This window comes from Enterobacter cloacae complex sp. 2024EL-00227 (assembly GCF_043945315.1).
GTDB classification, from domain to species: domain Bacteria; phylum Pseudomonadota; class Gammaproteobacteria; order Enterobacterales; family Enterobacteriaceae; genus Enterobacter; species Enterobacter roggenkampii.
This window is the reverse complement of sequence record NZ_JBIMQP010000002.1, coordinates 315,885-332,751: the sequence shown is the minus strand read 5'-3', so window position 1 is coordinate 332,751 and position 16,867 is coordinate 315,885. Positions and strand designations below refer to the sequence as shown.

The following is a 16,867-nucleotide window of genomic DNA, read 5'->3' as shown; positions in this document are numbered from 1 at the left end:
AAAAATGAACCCCCGCAGGGCGGGGGTTCAAGTGTAACCTGTCAGGTCGGGGTTAGTCACGTATCCAGCCTTTGCGGATCGGGATGGCGAAAATGGCGCGATAGAGTGAAGAAAGCGCACGGTAGAGCGCTTCCCCAATGAGGCTCCACAGGATAGCCGCGCTCACGCAGCCAATCAGCCCCACCAGGAAGCCGCCAACCATATCCAGCGGCCAGTGGACGCCCAGATACACGCGAGACCAGGCGATGGCCACAGCGACCACCATCAGCACCGCACCCGACCACAGGCGATGCCAGAACAGGAAGGCCAGTGCGAAGGTGAAGATCACCGTACCGTGATCGCTCGGGAAAGAGTCATCCGGCGCATGGTGCAGGAAGGTATAGCCGACGTGATCGACAAACGGACGATCGTGCGGGAACGCATGGCCCAGAATGTAACTTGCCAGGACGCTTACGCCGAGAGCCATCGCCACTTTGATTACAAGCTTGCGCTGCGCTTTCACCTGGCTACGCGGTCCCCACAGCCAGAGGATGGCTGCCAGCGCGGGCACGATACTGATCAGATCTTTTGCCAGAAAGGTGGCGAAGTCGATCATCCACTCGGGCGAGGCCGGGGTGGCGTTGATCAGATAAAACAGCTGATAATTCAGATTCTCTAGCATAGCGTTATCACTCTTTAGCAAACCGGGTGGAAACCAGCCCGTAGACTGCCACCTGGGAAAACCAGACCCACCACCCGGCCCACAGGTTGTGAGAGAAAAAATGCGCCCCGCGCATGACCTGACCGAAGCCCATCGCCAGACCCAGCAAAATGCCGAGAACGACAAAGCTCCAGGCCAGACGCGGCCGCTCGCGCCAGAAGGCAAAAAACAGTCCCATCACCATAAAGCCGCTGGAAGAATGGCCGCCGGGGAAGCAGCGCCCCGGGCCGCTGTCCGCCGGGACGGCGCTGAACAGGGGATAGGACATCGCCTTACCGCCATATTCCACCAGGTCCCACGGGCAGCTGTGATGGCTCATGCTTTTCAGCACGCCCACGACCAGCGCGCCAAGCCCCATCAGCAGCGCCGCCGTAACCAGCCTCGCGTTACGCTTGTACGCGCCGTAAAACAGCGCCACGGCGCCTAAAGCGATGGCAATGTACTTCGCCAGACGATGGTTGAGCAGATCCAGCAGGTGGTCTTTCTGCAGCGGGAAGCTCTGCGTCGCCGCGTCATACCAGAAGCCGGTGATCCATCTGTCGAGCGCTTCATTGCGCGATAGCCACGTAAACACCACGGCAAGGACTATCAGTATGAAAAGCTGATAACCATAAAAGCGGGCCGGCAAGCGGTAAAGGCGTTTTGTCTTATTTGTCTGTAACTTAGACAATTCTGAACGGCTGGAGGTGAGTGACATAATTTGGGGTCGTTGACGAGTAATGGGGCTATCATAAATCTGTCAAATTAAGGAAACCTTAAACGAAGACGATATGTGCTTTATTTCTGTTTATCCTCGATAAATCACTATCTCGGGCTGCGGCATTTCATTACACTCGTCGCGATTTTGTCATTATAAAGAGATTGCATGTTAAACCGTTCTTCTTCAGGTTCACGTCTGGGTCGTCAGGCGTTGCTTTTCCCCCTGTGTCTGGTGCTCTACGAATTTTCTACCTATATCGGCAACGATATGATTCAGCCCGGTATGCTGGCCGTGGTGGCGCAGTACAACGCCGGAATTGAGTGGGTACCGACCTCCATGACCGCCTATCTGGCCGGCGGCATGTTTTTACAGTGGCTGTTAGGCCCGCTGTCGGATCGTATTGGCCGTCGTCCGGTGATGCTGACGGGCGTGGTGTGGTTCATCGTGACCTGTCTTGCCACGCTGCTGGCGCAAAATATTGAACAATTTACTCTGCTGCGTTTCCTGCAGGGGGTGAGCCTGTGCTTTATCGGCGCCGTGGGGTATGCCGCCATTCAGGAGTCGTTTGAAGAGGCGGTGTGTATCAAAATCACCGCGCTGATGGCGAACGTGGCGCTGATCGCTCCCTTGCTCGGGCCGCTGGTGGGCGCCGCATGGGTGCATATGGCCCCCTGGGAAGGGATGTTTGTGCTGTTTGCCGTTCTCGCCGCCATCGCGTTCTTTGGCCTGCACCGTGCGATGCCGGAAACCGCCACCCGCATCGGCGAGAAACTCTCGCTGAAAGAGCTGGGTCGGGATTACAAAGAGGTGCTGAAAAACGGCCGCTTTGTAGCGGGCGCGCTGGCGACCGGGTTTGTTAGCCTGCCGCTGCTGGCGTGGATCGCCCAGTCGCCGGTTATTATCATCAGCGGTGAAAAGCTCAGCAGCTACGAGTACGGCCTGCTGCAGGTGCCGATCTTTGGCGCGCTGATTATCGGTAACCTGGTGCTGGCGCGTCTGACGTCACGCCGCACCGTGCGCTCGCTGATTATCATGGGCGGCTGGCCGATTGCGGCAGGGCTGATTCTGGCGGCGGTGGCAACCGTCGCGTCATCTCACGCTTATTTGTGGATGACGGCGGGGCTGAGTATCTACGCCTTCGGGATTGGCGTGGCGAACGCCGGGCTGGTGCGCCTGACGCTGTTTGCCAGCGAGATGAGTAAGGGCACGGTCTCCGCGGCGATGGGGATGCTACAGATGCTGATTTTTACCGTCGGTATCGAGGTGAGCAAGCATGCCTACGCGATGGGCGGTAACGGGCTGTTCAGCCTGTTTAACCTCGCCAATGGCGTGCTGTGGGTTGGCCTGATGGTGGTATTCCTGAAAGACAAGCGCGTCGGAAACGCTCTGCAACCTTAATTCTTATGCCCTCTCCCTGTGGGAGAGGGCTAGGGTGAGGGCACCAGACCGCACGCGGTCAATTAAACGGTGCCTCCCCGTTCAACACCTTCTCAATCACATCCAGCACGCCTTCCTCGTTATTGTGCGGCGCTTCAAAGCGCGCTGCCGCTTTGATATGCGGTCTGGCATTCGCCATCGCAAAGCTGAACCCGGACTGGCGCAGCATCTCCACGTCGTTGCCGCTGTCGCCGAAGGCCACCACGTCGCTGTTCTCTATGCCCCAGCGCTGTTGCAGGATCCGCAGGCCGTTGGCCTTATGCACGCCGGGGATAATGAGGTCGATACTGCCGTGACCGGTGGTGACGGGCACCATGATGTCGCTGAGCTTTTCATGCAGCAGCGCCTGGATACGCGGAATTTCATCATCGGACACGTTGAGTCCGAACTTGAAGAAAATATCGTTCAGGTTGTCGAAATCGCTGACCATTTCCAGACGGTGATAGTACTTCGCCGCGATGGCCTTAAAGCCCTCGTCATAGCACTTGAGAGTGTAGGCGCTGCTCTTCCCGCAGGCGATAATCTCAATGCCCGGCACGTCGTTTAAGACGCTCGCGACGGTCTCGAAATGGGCTTTCGACAGTTCACCGTTAAAGACGTCTTCACCCTCACTCACGACCCAGCCGCCGTTTTCGGCGACGAATGAAATTTCATGCGCAATCTCCGGGAAAAAGGAGATGAGCTGGTAGTACTGGTTGCCGCTGGCGACCACGAAACGAATGCCTTGCGCCTTCATGCGCGCGTACTGCGCCAGAAAGCGCGGACGATTGTAGGTCTTGGCATCGCTCAGGAATGTGCCATCCATGTCGACGGCGATCAGTTTAACGCTCATATCCCTTCTCCAGTGTCGTTTGATTCGTTTCCGGCTTTGCCACCGCGCGCGCCACCAGCGCCGCGATGATGACCAACCCTAACACCACCAGCATGGCGCTGCGCAGCCCGTAGTGCTCCCCGAGGAAGCCGAGCAGCGGCGGCCCGACCAGGAAGGCGAGATAGCCCGTGGTTGCCACCACGCTGACGCGCGTCGGGGCATCCGGGCCGGTATCGCTGGCGGCAGAGATGGTCAGCGGGAAGCCGAGGGACGCGCCCAGCCCCCAGAGGATCACCGAGACGCCGGCAATCCAGTCCACATCCACAAAGATGATCATCGCGATACCCAGCCCGCCGAGCAGGGCGCTGGCGCGCACTACCGCCACGCGGCTGTAGCGGTCGATAAACCAGCCGCCGGTGAAGCGCCCGACGGTCATCCCCAGCGTAAACCCGGCGTAAATCAGCGAGCCGGAGGTCGGGCTAAAGCCGTGACCGTCCACCATCAGCAGCGGCAGCCAGTCGTTGGCGGACCCCTCCGCGAACGCCATCGCCAGCACCACCACGCCGATCAGCATCAGCTGGAAATCGCGGTAGAAGGGCAGCCCTTTTTCGGCTGAGTGCTGTTCGTCAGCGGAGTTTTTACCGGTGCCGTCCGGGATGGCCCGGATGCCGGTCAGAATGGGAATGATGCACACCAGCGCCGCCAGCAGAATATGCAGATTCGCGCTCACGCCAGTGGCCGTCAGCGCCATCCCCACGCCCGCACCGGCCAGCGTGCCGAGGCTATAGAAGCCGTGCATCATTGGCAGCACGGTTTTGTTCATCTCGCGTTCGACCGCTGCCCCTTCCACATTTATCGCCACTTCCGCCGAACCAAAGCTGCCGCCAAATACCGTCAGCCCGAGGGCAAACAGCACCGGTGAGGCAAACCACAGCGCCGCGCTCAGCACGATCATCCCGAACACCGCGAAGCACATGGTGGTGCGGATCACCGCTCGCGTACCGAAGCGCTTTACCAGCCACGCGGAGCAGAGAATGCCGCTCATGGAGCCTATCGACAGGCCGAACAGCACGATGCCCATTTCCGCGGTAGAGACGGACAAAATATCGCGAATGGCGGGGGTGCGCGTGGCCCAGGAGGCCATCAGCAGGCCGGGAATGAAGAAGAACATAAACAGCGCCCACAGGCGGAGCTGCAGGGCTTTGCGGGGAGAGGTCAGCGTCATCGGGATAGCACCAGAAGTACAACAATAGCGACAACACTAGCAAGTTTGTGTACATTTGTACACAAACCAGGTGAGGAATTGATGAGCAGACCACCCAACGATCCGCATCGCCGGGAGAAGATCCTGCAGGCGACGCTCGACACCATTGCTGAACACGGTATTCACGCCGTCACGCACCGTAAAATCGCCACCTGCGCGGGCGTGCCGCTGGGGTCGATGACCTACTATTTCGACGGCATGGAGCCGCTGCTGGAGGAGGCCTTCACGTGGTTTACCCGCCAGATGTCGCAGCAGTACCGGGATTTCTTCGCGGGCGTCACCGGGCCGGAAATGGCGTGCGAATCTATCACCACGCTGATCCACAGCTCGCAGGTGACCACGCCGCACAACATGGCGCTGATGTATCAGCTTTACGCCTTTATGCACCGCAGCGCGGCGCTGAAAACGGTGATGCAGGACTGGATGAAGATGAGCCAGACCACGCTGGAGCAGTGGTTCGACCCGGTCACCACCCGCGCGCTGGACGCGTTTATCGAAGGGATGACGCTGCACTATGTCACCGACCGGGCGCCGTTAAGCCGGGAGGAGATTCGGGCGATGGTGGGGAGGATTGCGGGCATTACACCGTTAAATAAAGAAAATTAGTTCATATTTTTCAATGTATTACGATTTTTCTCCATATTGACAATTCGGACCTAACACGTGACTATCCACCGCGGTGGTTATTTACTGTTCAGTGGTTGAGGTTGGCGTTGGGTGAAAAAGTAAGTACCTGGTTCGTGCAGGTCAGTCTGGCAAAAAAGAGAGCGTTGTTAGTACTGTTGATTTTGGTTCAGGCGAGTCTGCTGATTGGGCATCTGCTCTACCAGCGCGGCTATGTGGAGGATAACGCTGCACGTATCCTTCGCAATACGGCCATACTCCAGTCCCAGCAGTTTGAAACCAGCCTTAACGCGATGCGCTACCAGATGCGCTTTATCGGGAATGCCTTTCTGCTCAACCATACGGTCACGCCTGAAAACGCGCAGCCATTCCTGCAAGGGGAGCTCAAGCGCGCCTGGCTGGATGGCGTTGTCGTCTTTGATGAAGACGGTGATTTTCTCAGCAGCCGCGCGCTATTTCCTTTTGAGCGCGCTCTGGACGCCTCTACGCTTGCGCAGGCCAGCTTTCGGCAGCACCCTCTGTTTACTGATTTTCGCCGGGATGAAGTTACCGAAAGTTTGTTTTACTGGCAGAGCAACGGCACGGATAAAAACATGTTGGGCTTCGTGATGTTCCGTGCAGTGCGCGACGCACATGGTCGCTTTCTTGGTGGTGCGTTGGGTTTCTTCAATGGTAACACCATGAACGATATGTTTCGCAAAATGGAAGCGCAGGGCTTCGATTTAGGTCAGGGTGGGGCGATGGCGGTCCTTGATCGTGACAATGCGGTGCAGCTTGCCCGTATGGGGGCGAATGACGGTTCGCAATTGAACACCTCCGACCCGCGCCTCGCGAAGCTGCTGGAATACGCAAGCGATACCGCACAGGTCCAACGATATACCTCTCCGATTGATGGCGTTGAACGTATGGGTGTATTTCTTAACCTCAACGAACGCAAATGGGTGCTGGCCGTCGGGCTGGCCAGAAAAGACGTGCTGCACGGCTGGTATTATCAGGCTCTGTGGACGGCACTGGCGATTCTGGTTATCTCCATTACGCAGTGGTTTCTGATGCATTACATCCACGTCAACGCCCTGCAGCGGGCGCGTTTCCAGCAGGAGGCGCGGCTCGATCCGCTCACCGGGCTGGCAAACCGTCGCCAGTTTGATGAGTGGTCTTTGCGGGCCTGCAATCTTGCCCGTCGGCATCAGCAACCCCTGTGCCTGATGAGCATGGATCTGGATTTCTTCAAGCGTATTAACGACACCTGGGGCCATGACGGCGGCGATGCGGTGCTGAAGCATATTGGCAACGCGCTTCCGGCACTGGTGAGAGGCAGCGACATTGTCGCCCGCTTCGGCGGGGAAGAGTTTGTCGTGGCAATGCCGCAGACCTCTCTGGAGACGGCCGCTGAGATCGCCGAGCGCGTACGGATGAGTCTTGCCAGCCAGAACGTCGACTTCAACGGGCAGACGATCCGCTTCACCGCCAGCATGGGGCTCGTATGCATGACGCCGGATGAACTGGAGATTGAACATGGCGTGCAGTCAGCCCTGGCGCGAGCCGATCGTGAGCTTTATCGTGCAAAACGTGAGGGGCGCAACCGGGTCTGCGTGGCGAGCTAGCGGGCGGTTGTTTTCTCCTGGCGTTCAGGGCCCGCCGGGCGCTGGCCCTGTCGTCCACCTGAGGAAGGATTATTTTTTCAGGATATTCTTCCCGCTGGCGTCCACCACCGCTTCGCCATCTTCTTTCGTAAACGCCCCTTTCTGCGCGTCCGGCAGGATGTCGAGGACGACTTCAGACGGGCGGCACAGGCGGGTGCCCAGCGGCGTCACCACGATCGGACGGTTAATCAGGATCGGGTGTTGCAGCATAAAATCGATAAGCTGGTCGTCGGTGAACTTATCGTCGGCAAGGCCGAGCTGTTCATAGGGCTCCACGTTTTTACGCAGCAAATCGCGCACCGAAATGCCCATATCGGCAATCAGGGCGGTCAGCGTATCGCGCGACGGTGGAGTTTCCAGATAGAGAATAATCTCTGGCTCCGCGCCGCTGTTGCGGATCATCTCCAGCGTGTTGCGCGAGGTGCCGCAGGCGGGGTTGTGGTAAATGGTGATGTGGCTCATATCAGTGGCTCATTACAGTGTGAAGGAGAGACGTAGCGCCAGGGCGGCGAGCGTCACAAACAGGACCGGCAGCGTCATGATGATGCCCGTCCGGAAATAGCCGCCCCAGGTAATCGTCATGTTTTTCTGCGCCAGCACGTGAAGCCAGAGCAGGGTGGCGAGACTACCAATAGGCGTGATTTTTGGCCCCAGATCGCAGCCAATCACGTTGGCGTAAATCATCGCGTCCTTTATCAATCCTGTTGCCGTGCTGCCGTCAATGGAGAGCGCGCCAATCAGCACCGTGGGCATATTGTTCATTATGGATGACAGGAACGCGGTGATGAACCCGGTTCCCAGCGTGGTGGCCCACAGCCCGTGTCCGGCCAGGCTATTCAGTACGCCTGTGAGAGAGTCCGTCAGCCCGGCATTACGCAGGCCATACACCACCAGATACATCCCCAGCGAGAAGATGACGATCTGCCACGGCGCGCCGCGCAGCACTTTTCCGGTATTTATCGCATGTCCGCGTTTTGCGACAGTGAATAAAATCAGCGCGCCGACGGTCGCAATGGCGCTGACCGGAATGCCGAGAGATTCAAGTACGAAGAAACCGACGAGCAGAAGAAGGAGGACGATCCAGCCCGTTCTGAACGTCGGGAGGTCGTGAATGGCCCGCGCAGGCTCCTGGAGTTTCGCCAGGTCATATTCTGGAGGAATTTCCTTGCGAAAGAACAGGTGCAGCATCACCAGCGTTGCGGCAATCGCGGCGATATCCACCGGGATCATCACCGAAGCGTACTCGCTGAACCCCAGCGCGAAGAAGTCTGCCGAGACGATGTTGACCAGGTTGGAGACAATCAGCGGCAGGCTGGCGGTATCGGCGATAAAACCTGCCGCCATCACAAACGCCAGCGTGGCCTGTTTGCTGAACCCCAACGCCAGCAGCATGGCGATGACGATAGGCGTGAGGATCAGCGCCGCGCCGTCATTAGCAAACAGCGCTGCGACGGCTGCGCCCAGCAGGATAATCCAGGTAAACAGCAATCGCCCCCGACCTTTCCCCCAGCGAGCGACGTGCAGCGCTGCCCACTCGAAAAAGCCGGACTCATCCAGCAGCAGACTGATAATGATAACGGCGATAAACGTTGCCGTGGCGTTCCAGACGATATTCCAGACTACCGGAATATCGTTAATGTGAATCACGCCGCTGGCCAGCGCCAGCACGGCGCCGATGGTCGCGCTCCAACCGATACTCAGTCCTTTGGGCTGCCAGATGACCAGCACCAGCGTAAACAGAAAAATTGCCCCTGCCAGAAACATCGCTTACTCCGTTATATTTGTTTTTGTGAATATGTTTTGATTAGCACGAACCCGGAAGCCGGTTTTTCAGCTTCATACGCGTCTCTTCCCGCAGGCAGTTCCCGCTGGTGTCGATAACGGCTGCCGCCCATGCAGGCATGTTGGGAGAGAGACGGTAATGGACCCACTTACCCTCGCGACGGTCGATCACCAGCCCGGACTCGCGCAGCAGTGCCATATGGCGGGAGACTTTCGGCTGAGATTCGGCGGTGGCGGCGCAGAGATCGCAGACGCACAGCTCGCCCGCTTCGCGGAGCAGCATGACGATGGCGAGCCGCGTTTCGTCGGAGAGGGTTTTGAAGAGGTGGAGTGGGTGGAGCATTCGGTCATCCTGAATGTCTTTAATCATATGCATTAAATCATATGTGTTTATGGCTGGCGAGAGAAGAGGGAAAAGCAGGAAGGATAGAAAAACTCAGGGAGGGCTTGTTGAAGGTCAAAATAGTCTTTTATGGCTTGCCCGGACCAATCCTGACAGTCATGGGAAAGAAACCGTCCCCTGGAACGGTTTCATTTTATCTGCTCACTTTCAACACTCTTCTGTGCTCAGGCGCAACAGCGATCGTTCCAGGTGTCACGGTAAATGATATTCCCCTCCGTGTACTTCCATGAGATAGCTTCATAACGCAATTCGAGTGTTTCAAGATGGGTGCTGCTCATCCCGTTAGGGGTCAGGAAGGGTGCCACTGTCGTGAACTTAACGTTTTCCATCACGATATTGAAATATTCGGCCTCGATACCGGACTCCAGAATACGGTACATCTTAATAATCCCCTTCTTCATCACTCGCCCTTCGCACACGGCTCGGTAAAGAAGTGGGGTAGTCTGATCAAATTCTTTGATTATCGTAATAGGGCGATGGACGCGCGTGCCGGTGAGCTTGCCCCAACTTGGGTCAACCGGAATGGTTACGTCATGGGAGAACGATTTCAGTTCTATGGAACCATGACGGGTGGGCATCATACAGCTACCAACAATTGGCGAGCCGTTCTCGTCCTCAAGCCAGAGATGTGCGGGTGTAGACATGTCATTTCCTTATTAGCAAACGTGAAGCTTTTATGGTCCTCAATGCCATATCCAGTAAGCCAGCCCCAGTGTGACCAGGTAAAACAGGAGGATGAATCCCTGGCTAACCTCAGGGAAGTAAACGTCAAGGACATAGCCAAAAATGAACGCGAGGATGATGGGTAGATAAGTCCAGAAGAAAAACTGGGCCTGAGATTTGAGCCAGCGTCTTAGAAAGCCCATTAGTGCCTGCCCATGAGCTTCAGGATAGTGTCAGCAGCATCATAAGGGCTTTGACTGTCGGTCCATTGATGGGTTAGCACGCCCGCGCGCATAAAAGCAGGTTCCACCAGGAAATACATCATTTCCAGTTCTCGCAGGTACAACGCTTGATAGTAGGCGGGATGCATCACTTGCAAGCGATGAGCGCTGTCAGCGGCCTGTTGCACAATCCCATATATCCCCAGCCCGCCAATAGCCGCGCCCGTTAATCCTGAAACGACCTTTAACCCTGAAGGTGGAAGGGTTATATAAAGGCAAACAGTCGATGTGACCCCTGCAGAGAATGAATAAGAGGTTAGCGTGCTGGTGGATATATAAACGTTAGCGCGCATTAGAGCATGCTGTATCCCTGATAATTCTGCCGGGGAATAATCCTTAACCAGCTCCTCAACGTACGTGTTGATTAGGTCAAAGACGATGTTCCAGCGAGAAACGAGATGGAATATGCCCTTTCGGAAGCGAGCGTCCTCCAGGTTTTGTCGGGTGCATACATCGTAATATTCATCAGTAAAGCAGGAAGTGTAGTACAGCAGGCGTTGGGCACCGGCACCTATATTACTCAGCTGGCTCTTTACTTCTTCACCTACCGCGCGTACCGCCTGGTCCAGCTTCATGGCCAGTATTTTTTGGCTCTGAAGCTGGCGGATGATCTCTTCAGAATGGTACATGCTTACTGACCTCGCACTTCAGCTCACTTGAGCGATCTTTTGCTGCATTCCCTAAGACCGGAATTGCCATTACTGAGCTTGAAAACTGCATTCCTGTCCCCTCCATAGTGTTTCTATCCGCTCCAGCGTATGCCCGTAACTAATATGGAAGTTCAAAGCAGATCATGTTTATGAAAAACAGGGGATTTTTAGGAGAATGACCTGATATTTTTTAATCTAAATACGATTTATCGGGAGGTTTTAGGGCGAATAGATGAGTTCAATACTGAGTGGCGCGTTCCAAAGCCCAAATGGATTGCAGGAACAGTTAGCTGACTAATATAGACCCGCCGCTGGCTGGTTTTTTATTACCTGTTATAGCTATATAAGTTCTGCCGCGACGATGTCACTATGCAGGGGAACGTGGCGGCATAAAGCATTAATTTACAGAGTGGTAATTTTCAGGCAACAAAAAACCCATCAACCTTGAACCAAAACGGCGGGGTTGATGGGCTCCACAAATTGGGGACATCAAAGAAAAGCAGTGGCACTAGTTATGACTGCCCCCTGATAAAAAAGTTCTGCGCGTAACGAAAATATTTTCCGCCACGCGCATTCTTAGGAGTTATCCGAGCCCCGGCCAGATGATGATGATCAGCGTACCCGCCAGCGTGAGCAGTACGTTAGCGATAGCATAGGTGCCCGCATAGCCCAGCGCCGGAATGTTGCTGCGCGCGGTGTCGCTGATGATTTCCATAGCAGGCGCACAGGTACGCGCCCCCATCATTGCCCCGAAGAGCAGGGCGCGGTTCATGCGCAGCACGTAGGCGCCGAACAGGAAGCAGATCACCACCGGCACCAGGCTGACGATAAGTCCGGAAACCAACATCTGCCAGCCGACGGCGCCGAGGCTGTGACCAATCCCGCTGCCCGCGCTTAAGCCCACGCCCGCCATAAAGACCATCAGACCGAACTCTTTCACCATGTTCAGCGCGCCCTGCGGAATGTAGCCGAAGGTCGGGTGGTTCGCTCGCAGGAAGCCCAGCATGATCCCGGCGAACAGCAGCCCGGCGGCGTTACCGATGCCGAAGCTAAAGTTGCTGAACTGGAAGGTGATCATCCCGATCATCAGGCCAACGATAAAGAAGGCGCAGAAGGCCAGCAGGTCGGTGACCTGGCTGTGAATAGAGATAAAGCCGATGCGGTCGGCCACGGTTTTTACGCGTCGCGCGTCGCCGCTGACCTGCAGCACGTCACCTTTGTTGAGCACCACGTTGTCGTCGATCGGCATCTCAATCTGGCTGCGGATCACGCGGTTGAGGAAGCAGCCGTGGTCGGTCAGCTTCAGCTGCGCCAGGCGGCGGCCCACGGCGTTATGGTTTTTCACCACGATCTCTTCGGTGACGATGCGCATGTCGAGCAGGTCGCGGTCGAACACCTCTTTGCCGTTACGGAAGCTCGGGTCGAGACGGGCGTGGGCGTCCGGGTAACCCACCAGCGCGATGTCGTCGCCCATCTGCAGCACCGCGTCGCCGTCCGGGTTCGCCAGAATGCCGTTACGGCGGATACGTTCGATGTAGCAGCCCGTCTGGCGGTAAATCCCCAGTTCGCGCAGGTTTTTGCCGTCCGCCCAGGCCACCAGCTCCGGCCCGACGCGGTAGGCGCGGATCACCGGGAGATAAACTTTACGTTTGGAGTCGGTATCCAGACCGCGCTCGCGGGCGATTTGCTGGGCGCTGGTCTGCAGATCCTGATGCTGCAGTTTTGGCAGGTAGCGTGCGCCAACGATCAGGCTTACCAGACCAATCAGATAGGTCAGGGCATAGCCCAGGCTCAGGTGGTCGAGGGCGGTGGAGAGCTGTTCCCCGGCCATCCCGGAGTGGCGCAGGGTATCACCGGCACCCACCAGCACCGGGGTGGAGGTCATCGAGCCTGCCAGCATACCGGCCGTTAGCCCGATATCCCAGCCAAACAGTTTACCCAGCCCTAACGCGATCAGCAGCGCGCTGCCGACCATCACCAGCGCCAGCATCAGATAATTTTTGCCGTCGCGGAAGAAAATGGAAAAAAAGTTCGGCCCCGCTTCCACGCCAACACAAAAAATAAACAGCATAAAACCTAAGTTGAGCGCGTCCGTGTTAATGCTGAAGTGCTGCTGCCCTAATAATAAGGAGACGACTAAAACGCCAATGGAATTACCGAGTTGAACCGAACCCAGGCGCAATTTACCCAGGCAAAGGCCCAGCGCCAGTACCACAAATAATAACAGGATGTAATTCCCATTTAACAAGTCTGCGACGTTTATATTCACGGAGGCTAACTTCTTGTTTACCAGTAAGTTGTTGAATGAAAGGACTTTTTGGGCTACTGTTTTTTGGGTCAGGGAAAAGCGTTAACGCTCCCTGTTTCCTGCTTTATTCCCTAAAACATTAGCTGGCGTGTAGTTTAATCGCATTAGCTACTGACAGCTACTGATTATCGCATCACCCTGTGCGTACTTTGGCAAGGATTGCCGCATTGCTTTATCTGACTGGGCGTCTACCCGACGAAAGTGTATTTGATAGAGATAAGTCAGGAGGATAGGTTGAATATGAAACGAAACTGGGCGGGGGTGATCAGCTGCTTTTTGCTGTTCACGGTCGTATGCATGTCGCTTGCTTTTAACGTGAAAGGGGCATTCAGGGCGTCGGGTCATCCGGAGCTCGGGTTGCTCTTTTTTACCCTGCCGGGGGCAGCTGCCAGTTTTCTCTCCCGTAAAGGGGAGGTGGTGAAGCCACTGCTGGGCGCCATGCTGGCCGCGCCGCTCTGTTTGCTGATGATGCGCTTGCTGTATATCTCTACGCGGAGTTTCTGGCAGGAGCTGGCGTGGTTGATGAGCGCTGTTTTCTGGTGCGCCCTTGGCGCGCTCTGCTACTTATTTGTGCGCAGTCTGTTTCATAACCGACGACACCACAAATAAAAACGCCCTCTCGGTGAGGGCGTCCTTTCATTTTATTACTGGGCAGCAAACAGGCCCAGGTGCTCTTTGGCGTAAGCTTCAAAGTCGGTGCAGCCGCCAATGTGTTTCTGATCGAGGAAGATCTGCGGTACAGTTTCAACCGGCTTACCGACAGTTTTTTCCAGATCGGCTTTGGTGATGCCTTCCGCGTGGATGTCCACATAGCGGAAGTTGAAGTCATCGCGCTCTTCGGTCAGTTTCTCAGCCAGCTCTTTCGCGCGCACACAGTAAGGGCACCCTGGACGACCAAAAATAACTGCAAACATTTCTCTCTCCTCAAAAAAACAAGCCTGACGGCGAATGACACGTATAGTGCCCCATAACCTGTCGTCATTAAAGAAGGTTTCGCCTGTCGTTATAATACCTAAGAGCTATGTTTCGCCAATTACACCGCGCATATCATTGCCTATACTGGCTGCCATACGGTTTAAGCAAGACAAAGAGAGACAAGATGACGCCAACCATAGACCTGCTCCTTTCCCATCGTTCCATTCGTCACTTCACCGATGAGCCGATTACCGATGCGCAGCGCGAAGCGATTATTAACAGCGCAAGGGCGACCTCCAGCTCCAGCTTCCTGCAGTGCAGCTCCATTATCCGCATTACCGACCCGGCGATGCGTGAACAGCTGGTGACGCTGACCGGCGGGCAGAAGCATGTGGCTCAGGCAGCCGAGTTCTGGGTATTCTGCGCCGACTTTAACCGCCACCTGCAGATCTGCCCTGAGGCCGAGCTGGGGCTGGCCGAACAGCTGCTGCTGGGCGTGGTGGATACCGCGCTGATGGCGCAAAACGCCTTTACGGCGGCGGAGTCGCTGGGGTTAGGCGGCGTCTACATTGGCGGCCTGCGTAACAACATTCAAAGTGTGACCGACCTGCTGAAGCTGCCAAAACACGTGCTGCCGCTGTTTGGCCTGTGCCTTGGCTGGCCGGCGGATAACCCGGATCTGAAGCCGCGCATTCCTGCGGCGATGCTGGTGCATGAAAACCACTACCAGCCGGTCGATCAGGACGTCCTGAATCACTACGATGAAGAGCTGGCCAACTACTACATGACGCGCGGCAGCAATAACCGCCGCGACACCTGGACTGACCATATTCGCCGCACCATCATTAAAGAAAATCGCCCGTTTATTCTTGATTACCTGCACAAACAGGGCTGGGCGACGCGATAGTCCATTTATCCTGCGCCTGCCTGCGTATATGATACGCAGGCTTTTTCCATGTCTTCAGAGAGGTGCAGGGTGAAAATTGCCATATTGTCCCGGGATGGAACGCTCTATTCATGTAAGCGCCTGCGAGAAGCGGCGGCGAAACGCGGGCATCAGGTTGAAATCCTCGACCCGATGTCCTGCTATATGAACATCGATCCGGCCGCCTCGTCGATTCACTACAAAGGCCGCAAGCTGCCGCACTTTGATGCGGTGATCCCCCGCATCGGCTCCCAGATTACCTATTACGGCACCGCCGCGCTGCGCCAGTTCGAGATGCTGGGCAGCTACCCGCTCAACGAATCCGTCGCCATTTCCCGCGCCCGCGACAAGCTGCGCTCGCTGCAGCTTCTTGCCCGTCAGGGGATCGATCTTCCCGTCACCGGGATTGCCCATTCCCCGGACGACACCAGCGATCTGATCGACATGGTGGGCGGCGCGCCTTTGGTGATCAAGCTGGTGGAAGGCACGCAGGGCATTGGCGTGGTGCTGGCGGAGACCCGTCAGGCGGCGGAGAGCGTGATTGATGCCTTCCGGGGCCTCAATGCCCACATTCTGGTGCAGGAGTATATCGAAGAGGCGAAAGGGCGCGATATTCGCTGTTTTGTGGTGGGTAACGAGGTCGTAGCGGCTATCGAGCGGCAGGCCAAAGAGGGCGATTTCCGCTCTAATCTTCACCGCGGCGGCATTGCCAGAATCGCCGATATCAGCGATCGCGAACGGGAAATTGCCGTGAAAGCGGCGCAAACCCTGGGGCTGGACGTGGCGGGTGTAGATCTTCTGCGCGCGACGCGTGGGCCGCTGGTCATGGAGGTGAACGCCTCGCCGGGGCTGGAAGGTGTGGAAAAAACCACAGGGGTCGATATTGCGGGTAAAATGATCTTATGGATCGAGCGTCATGCGACGCCGGGCTACTGTCTGAAAACGGGTGGTTAAATGGATTACCGCGCGCTTTTTAAGTACCCTATGCGAAGTTTTTATTAAAGAGGCTGCATCGCGATGGATTTACAGGTCGTACCTACACTGGATACGTTACGTCAATGGCTTGATGATGCCGGAATTACGTTCTTCGAATGTGATTCCTGCCAGGCGCTGCATCTGCCTCATATGCAGAATTTCGACGGCATTTTCGATGCCAAAATCGATCTGATTAACGACGTGATCCTTTTCTCCGCGCTGGCCGAAGTGAAGCCCTCCGCGCTGCTGGCGCTGGCTTCCGACCTGTCGGCAATCAATGCCAGTTCTTTGACGGTGAAGGCATTTCTCGACATACAGGATGATAATCTGCCAAAACTGGTCGTTTGCCAGTCTTTATTCTCCGGGGCAGGGCTGTCGTTCAAGCAGTTCGCCTGGTTTATGCGCTTGAGCGAAGAGCAAATTTCCATGGTTATGATGGAAGCCAATGCACACCATCTGCTGTACAGCGCGGAAGATGATGCAGAGAATAATGATGCATCTCCCAATTTTCTTCACTAAGCCTGTCTGACTTTTGCGCAGTCGCTGCCATAGCGGCTGCAGAAGGCCATTTTTTCTGCTGCTTTTAACCTTTCTTTAAAGAATTATTCACCTCCCTGAAGGCCGTTTCGGCTTATCACGTAGACTTAACCTGCATAAAAAATTGATAAAAGGCGTTTTTTCGTCTGGGCTATAGCCGGGGACACGGGCTACAGTTATTCTTGCGATGCTTAAAAAAGCGAGCGGAAGCTGCCGGGTAAAGAGGTTTCTTTTTATTTTGAGCAGAGC

The 16,867-nt window shown here is 56.0% G+C and carries 18 protein-coding genes; 7 read left to right on the top strand and 11 right to left on the bottom strand.

Annotation, left to right across the window (positions count from 1 at the left end; translation table 11 throughout):
* Positions 1 to 52: 52 nt before the first annotated feature.
* Both ybjG and ACHH0Z_RS04550 read right to left on the bottom strand, forming a co-directional pair.
* Positions 53 to 661, bottom strand: a complete 609-nt coding sequence (gene ybjG / locus ACHH0Z_RS04555; protein ID WP_021240944.1) for an undecaprenyl-diphosphate phosphatase — start codon at positions 659 to 661, stop codon at positions 53 to 55.
* 7 nt (positions 662 to 668) lie between these two features.
* Positions 669 to 1,397, bottom strand: coding sequence for a phosphatase PAP2 family protein (locus ACHH0Z_RS04550; protein ID WP_023326979.1), 729 nt, complete (start codon positions 1,395 to 1,397; stop codon positions 669 to 671).
* Positions 1,398 to 1,565: 168 nt separating this feature from the next.
* Between ACHH0Z_RS04550 and ACHH0Z_RS04545 the strand changes: the two genes are divergently transcribed.
* Positions 1,566 to 2,798 (top strand): MFS transporter, encoded by a 1,233-nt coding sequence (locus ACHH0Z_RS04545; protein ID WP_021240942.1) that lies wholly within the window; start codon positions 1,566 to 1,568, stop codon positions 2,796 to 2,798.
* A 58-nt stretch (positions 2,799 to 2,856) separates the two neighbouring features.
* On the opposite strand, the gene ACHH0Z_RS04540 is transcribed toward ACHH0Z_RS04545, so the two are convergent.
* Together ACHH0Z_RS04540 and ACHH0Z_RS04535 are read right to left on the bottom strand one after the other, a co-directional pair.
* Complete coding sequence (locus ACHH0Z_RS04540; RefSeq protein WP_021240941.1) at positions 2,857 to 3,669, bottom strand: Cof-type HAD-IIB family hydrolase; 813 nt, start codon at positions 3,667 to 3,669, stop codon at positions 2,857 to 2,859.
* Positions 3,659 to 4,873 carry an MFS transporter gene (locus ACHH0Z_RS04535; protein WP_023292921.1) on the bottom strand — a complete coding sequence of 405 codons (1,215 nt, stop codon included), beginning with the start codon at positions 4,871 to 4,873 and terminating at the stop codon, positions 3,659 to 3,661. Before ACHH0Z_RS04535 ends, ACHH0Z_RS04540 begins: the two co-directional genes overlap by 11 nt.
* Positions 4,874 to 4,954: 81 nt before the next feature.
* Here ACHH0Z_RS04535 and ACHH0Z_RS04530 point away from each other — a divergent pair, with 81 nt between their 5' ends.
* Together ACHH0Z_RS04530 and ACHH0Z_RS04525 are read left to right on the top strand one after the other, a co-directional pair.
* Entirely contained in the window at positions 4,955 to 5,518 is a 564-nt protein-coding gene (locus ACHH0Z_RS04530) for a TetR/AcrR family transcriptional regulator (RefSeq protein WP_021240939.1), read from the top strand.
* Between the two features lie 107 nt (positions 5,519 to 5,625).
* Positions 5,626 to 7,140 (top strand): GGDEF domain-containing protein, encoded by a 1,515-nt coding sequence (locus tag ACHH0Z_RS04525; RefSeq protein WP_021240938.1) that lies wholly within the window; start codon positions 5,626 to 5,628, stop codon positions 7,138 to 7,140.
* Between the two features lie 69 nt (positions 7,141 to 7,209).
* Here ACHH0Z_RS04525 and arsC read toward each other — a convergent pair whose 3' ends face one another.
* From arsC to ACHH0Z_RS04495, 6 genes are all read right to left on the bottom strand, one after another.
* On the bottom strand, positions 7,210 to 7,641 hold the full coding sequence (gene arsC, locus ACHH0Z_RS04520; protein ID WP_021240937.1) for a glutaredoxin-dependent arsenate reductase: 432 nt from the start codon (positions 7,639 to 7,641) through the stop codon (positions 7,210 to 7,212).
* 12 nt (positions 7,642 to 7,653) lie between these two features.
* Positions 7,654 to 8,943: an arsenic transporter gene (locus ACHH0Z_RS04515; RefSeq protein ID WP_045405967.1), complete on the bottom strand. Its 1,290-nt coding sequence runs from the start codon at positions 8,941 to 8,943 to the stop codon at positions 7,654 to 7,656.
* A gap of 40 nt (positions 8,944 to 8,983) precedes the next feature.
* Positions 8,984 to 9,304 (bottom strand): metalloregulator ArsR/SmtB family transcription factor, encoded by a 321-nt coding sequence (locus tag ACHH0Z_RS04510; RefSeq protein ID WP_025912898.1) that lies wholly within the window; start codon positions 9,302 to 9,304, stop codon positions 8,984 to 8,986.
* 224 nt (positions 9,305 to 9,528) lie between these two features.
* On the bottom strand, positions 9,529 to 10,008 hold the full coding sequence (locus ACHH0Z_RS04505; protein ID WP_395149497.1) for an Hcp family type VI secretion system effector: 480 nt from the start codon (positions 10,006 to 10,008) through the stop codon (positions 9,529 to 9,531).
* 221 nt (positions 10,009 to 10,229) lie between these two features.
* The gene (locus tag ACHH0Z_RS04500) at positions 10,230 to 10,937 is read right to left on the bottom strand and encodes a hypothetical protein (protein ID WP_021240933.1); all 708 of its coding nucleotides are present in this window, start codon (positions 10,935 to 10,937) and stop codon (positions 10,230 to 10,232) included.
* Between the two features lie 604 nt (positions 10,938 to 11,541).
* The gene (locus ACHH0Z_RS04495; RefSeq protein ID WP_008503440.1) at positions 11,542 to 13,227 is read right to left on the bottom strand and encodes an aspartate:alanine antiporter; all 1,686 of its coding nucleotides are present in this window, start codon (positions 13,225 to 13,227) and stop codon (positions 11,542 to 11,544) included.
* 279 nt (positions 13,228 to 13,506) lie between these two features.
* Between ACHH0Z_RS04495 and ACHH0Z_RS04490 the strand changes: the two genes are divergently transcribed.
* Positions 13,507 to 13,875 carry an inner membrane protein YbjM gene (locus ACHH0Z_RS04490; RefSeq protein WP_023326986.1) on the top strand — a complete coding sequence of 123 codons (369 nt, stop codon included), beginning with the start codon at positions 13,507 to 13,509 and terminating at the stop codon, positions 13,873 to 13,875.
* A gap of 35 nt (positions 13,876 to 13,910) precedes the next feature.
* Here ACHH0Z_RS04490 and ACHH0Z_RS04485 read toward each other — a convergent pair whose 3' ends face one another.
* Positions 13,911 to 14,180, bottom strand: a complete 270-nt coding sequence (locus ACHH0Z_RS04485) for a GrxA family glutaredoxin (RefSeq protein ID WP_006809455.1) — start codon at positions 14,178 to 14,180, stop codon at positions 13,911 to 13,913.
* A 185-nt stretch (positions 14,181 to 14,365) separates the two neighbouring features.
* Here ACHH0Z_RS04485 and nfsA point away from each other — a divergent pair, with 185 nt between their 5' ends.
* From nfsA to ACHH0Z_RS04470, 3 genes are all read left to right on the top strand, one after another.
* A complete protein-coding gene (gene nfsA / locus ACHH0Z_RS04480; protein WP_008503442.1) occupies positions 14,366 to 15,088 on the top strand; it encodes a nitroreductase NfsA in 723 nt (240 codons plus the stop codon).
* Positions 15,089 to 15,157: 69 nt separating this feature from the next.
* The gene (gene rimK / locus ACHH0Z_RS04475) at positions 15,158 to 16,060 is read left to right on the top strand and encodes a 30S ribosomal protein S6--L-glutamate ligase (RefSeq protein WP_021240931.1); all 903 of its coding nucleotides are present in this window, start codon (positions 15,158 to 15,160) and stop codon (positions 16,058 to 16,060) included.
* A 63-nt stretch (positions 16,061 to 16,123) separates the two neighbouring features.
* The gene (locus ACHH0Z_RS04470; RefSeq protein ID WP_003858385.1) at positions 16,124 to 16,600 is read left to right on the top strand and encodes a YbjN domain-containing protein; all 477 of its coding nucleotides are present in this window, start codon (positions 16,124 to 16,126) and stop codon (positions 16,598 to 16,600) included.
* Positions 16,601 to 16,867 lie beyond the last annotated feature (267 nt).

Coding starts and splice junctions, on each gene's coding strand:
- ACHH0Z_RS04470 (WP_003858385.1), top strand. CDS start 16,124: ATGGATTTACAGGTCGTACCTACACTGGATACGTTACGTCAATGGCTT.
- ACHH0Z_RS04500 (WP_021240933.1), bottom strand. CDS start 10,937: ATGTACCATTCTGAAGAGATCATCCGCCAGCTTCAGAGCCAAAAAATA.
- arsC (WP_021240937.1), bottom strand. CDS start 7,641: ATGAGCCACATCACCATTTACCACAACCCCGCCTGCGGCACCTCGCGC.
- ACHH0Z_RS04535 (WP_023292921.1), bottom strand. CDS start 4,873: ATGACGCTGACCTCTCCCCGCAAAGCCCTGCAGCTCCGCCTGTGGGCG.
- ACHH0Z_RS04490 (WP_023326986.1), top strand. CDS start 13,507: ATGAAACGAAACTGGGCGGGGGTGATCAGCTGCTTTTTGCTGTTCACG.
- ACHH0Z_RS04505 (WP_395149497.1), bottom strand. CDS start 10,008: ATGTCTACACCCGCACATCTCTGGCTTGAGGACGAGAACGGCTCGCCA.
- ACHH0Z_RS04510 (WP_025912898.1), bottom strand. CDS start 9,304: ATGCTCCACCCACTCCACCTCTTCAAAACCCTCTCCGACGAAACGCGG.
- ACHH0Z_RS04545 (WP_021240942.1), top strand. CDS start 1,566: ATGTTAAACCGTTCTTCTTCAGGTTCACGTCTGGGTCGTCAGGCGTTG.
- ACHH0Z_RS04540 (WP_021240941.1), bottom strand. CDS start 3,669: ATGAGCGTTAAACTGATCGCCGTCGACATGGATGGCACATTCCTGAGC.
- ACHH0Z_RS04485 (WP_006809455.1), bottom strand. CDS start 14,180: ATGTTTGCAGTTATTTTTGGTCGTCCAGGGTGCCCTTACTGTGTGCGC.
- ACHH0Z_RS04515 (WP_045405967.1), bottom strand. CDS start 8,943: ATGTTTCTGGCAGGGGCAATTTTTCTGTTTACGCTGGTGCTGGTCATC.
- ACHH0Z_RS04550 (WP_023326979.1), bottom strand. CDS start 1,397: ATGTCACTCACCTCCAGCCGTTCAGAATTGTCTAAGTTACAGACAAAT.
- ACHH0Z_RS04530 (WP_021240939.1), top strand. CDS start 4,955: ATGAGCAGACCACCCAACGATCCGCATCGCCGGGAGAAGATCCTGCAG.
- nfsA (WP_008503442.1), top strand. CDS start 14,366: ATGACGCCAACCATAGACCTGCTCCTTTCCCATCGTTCCATTCGTCAC.
- ybjG (WP_021240944.1), bottom strand. CDS start 661: ATGCTAGAGAATCTGAATTATCAGCTGTTTTATCTGATCAACGCCACC.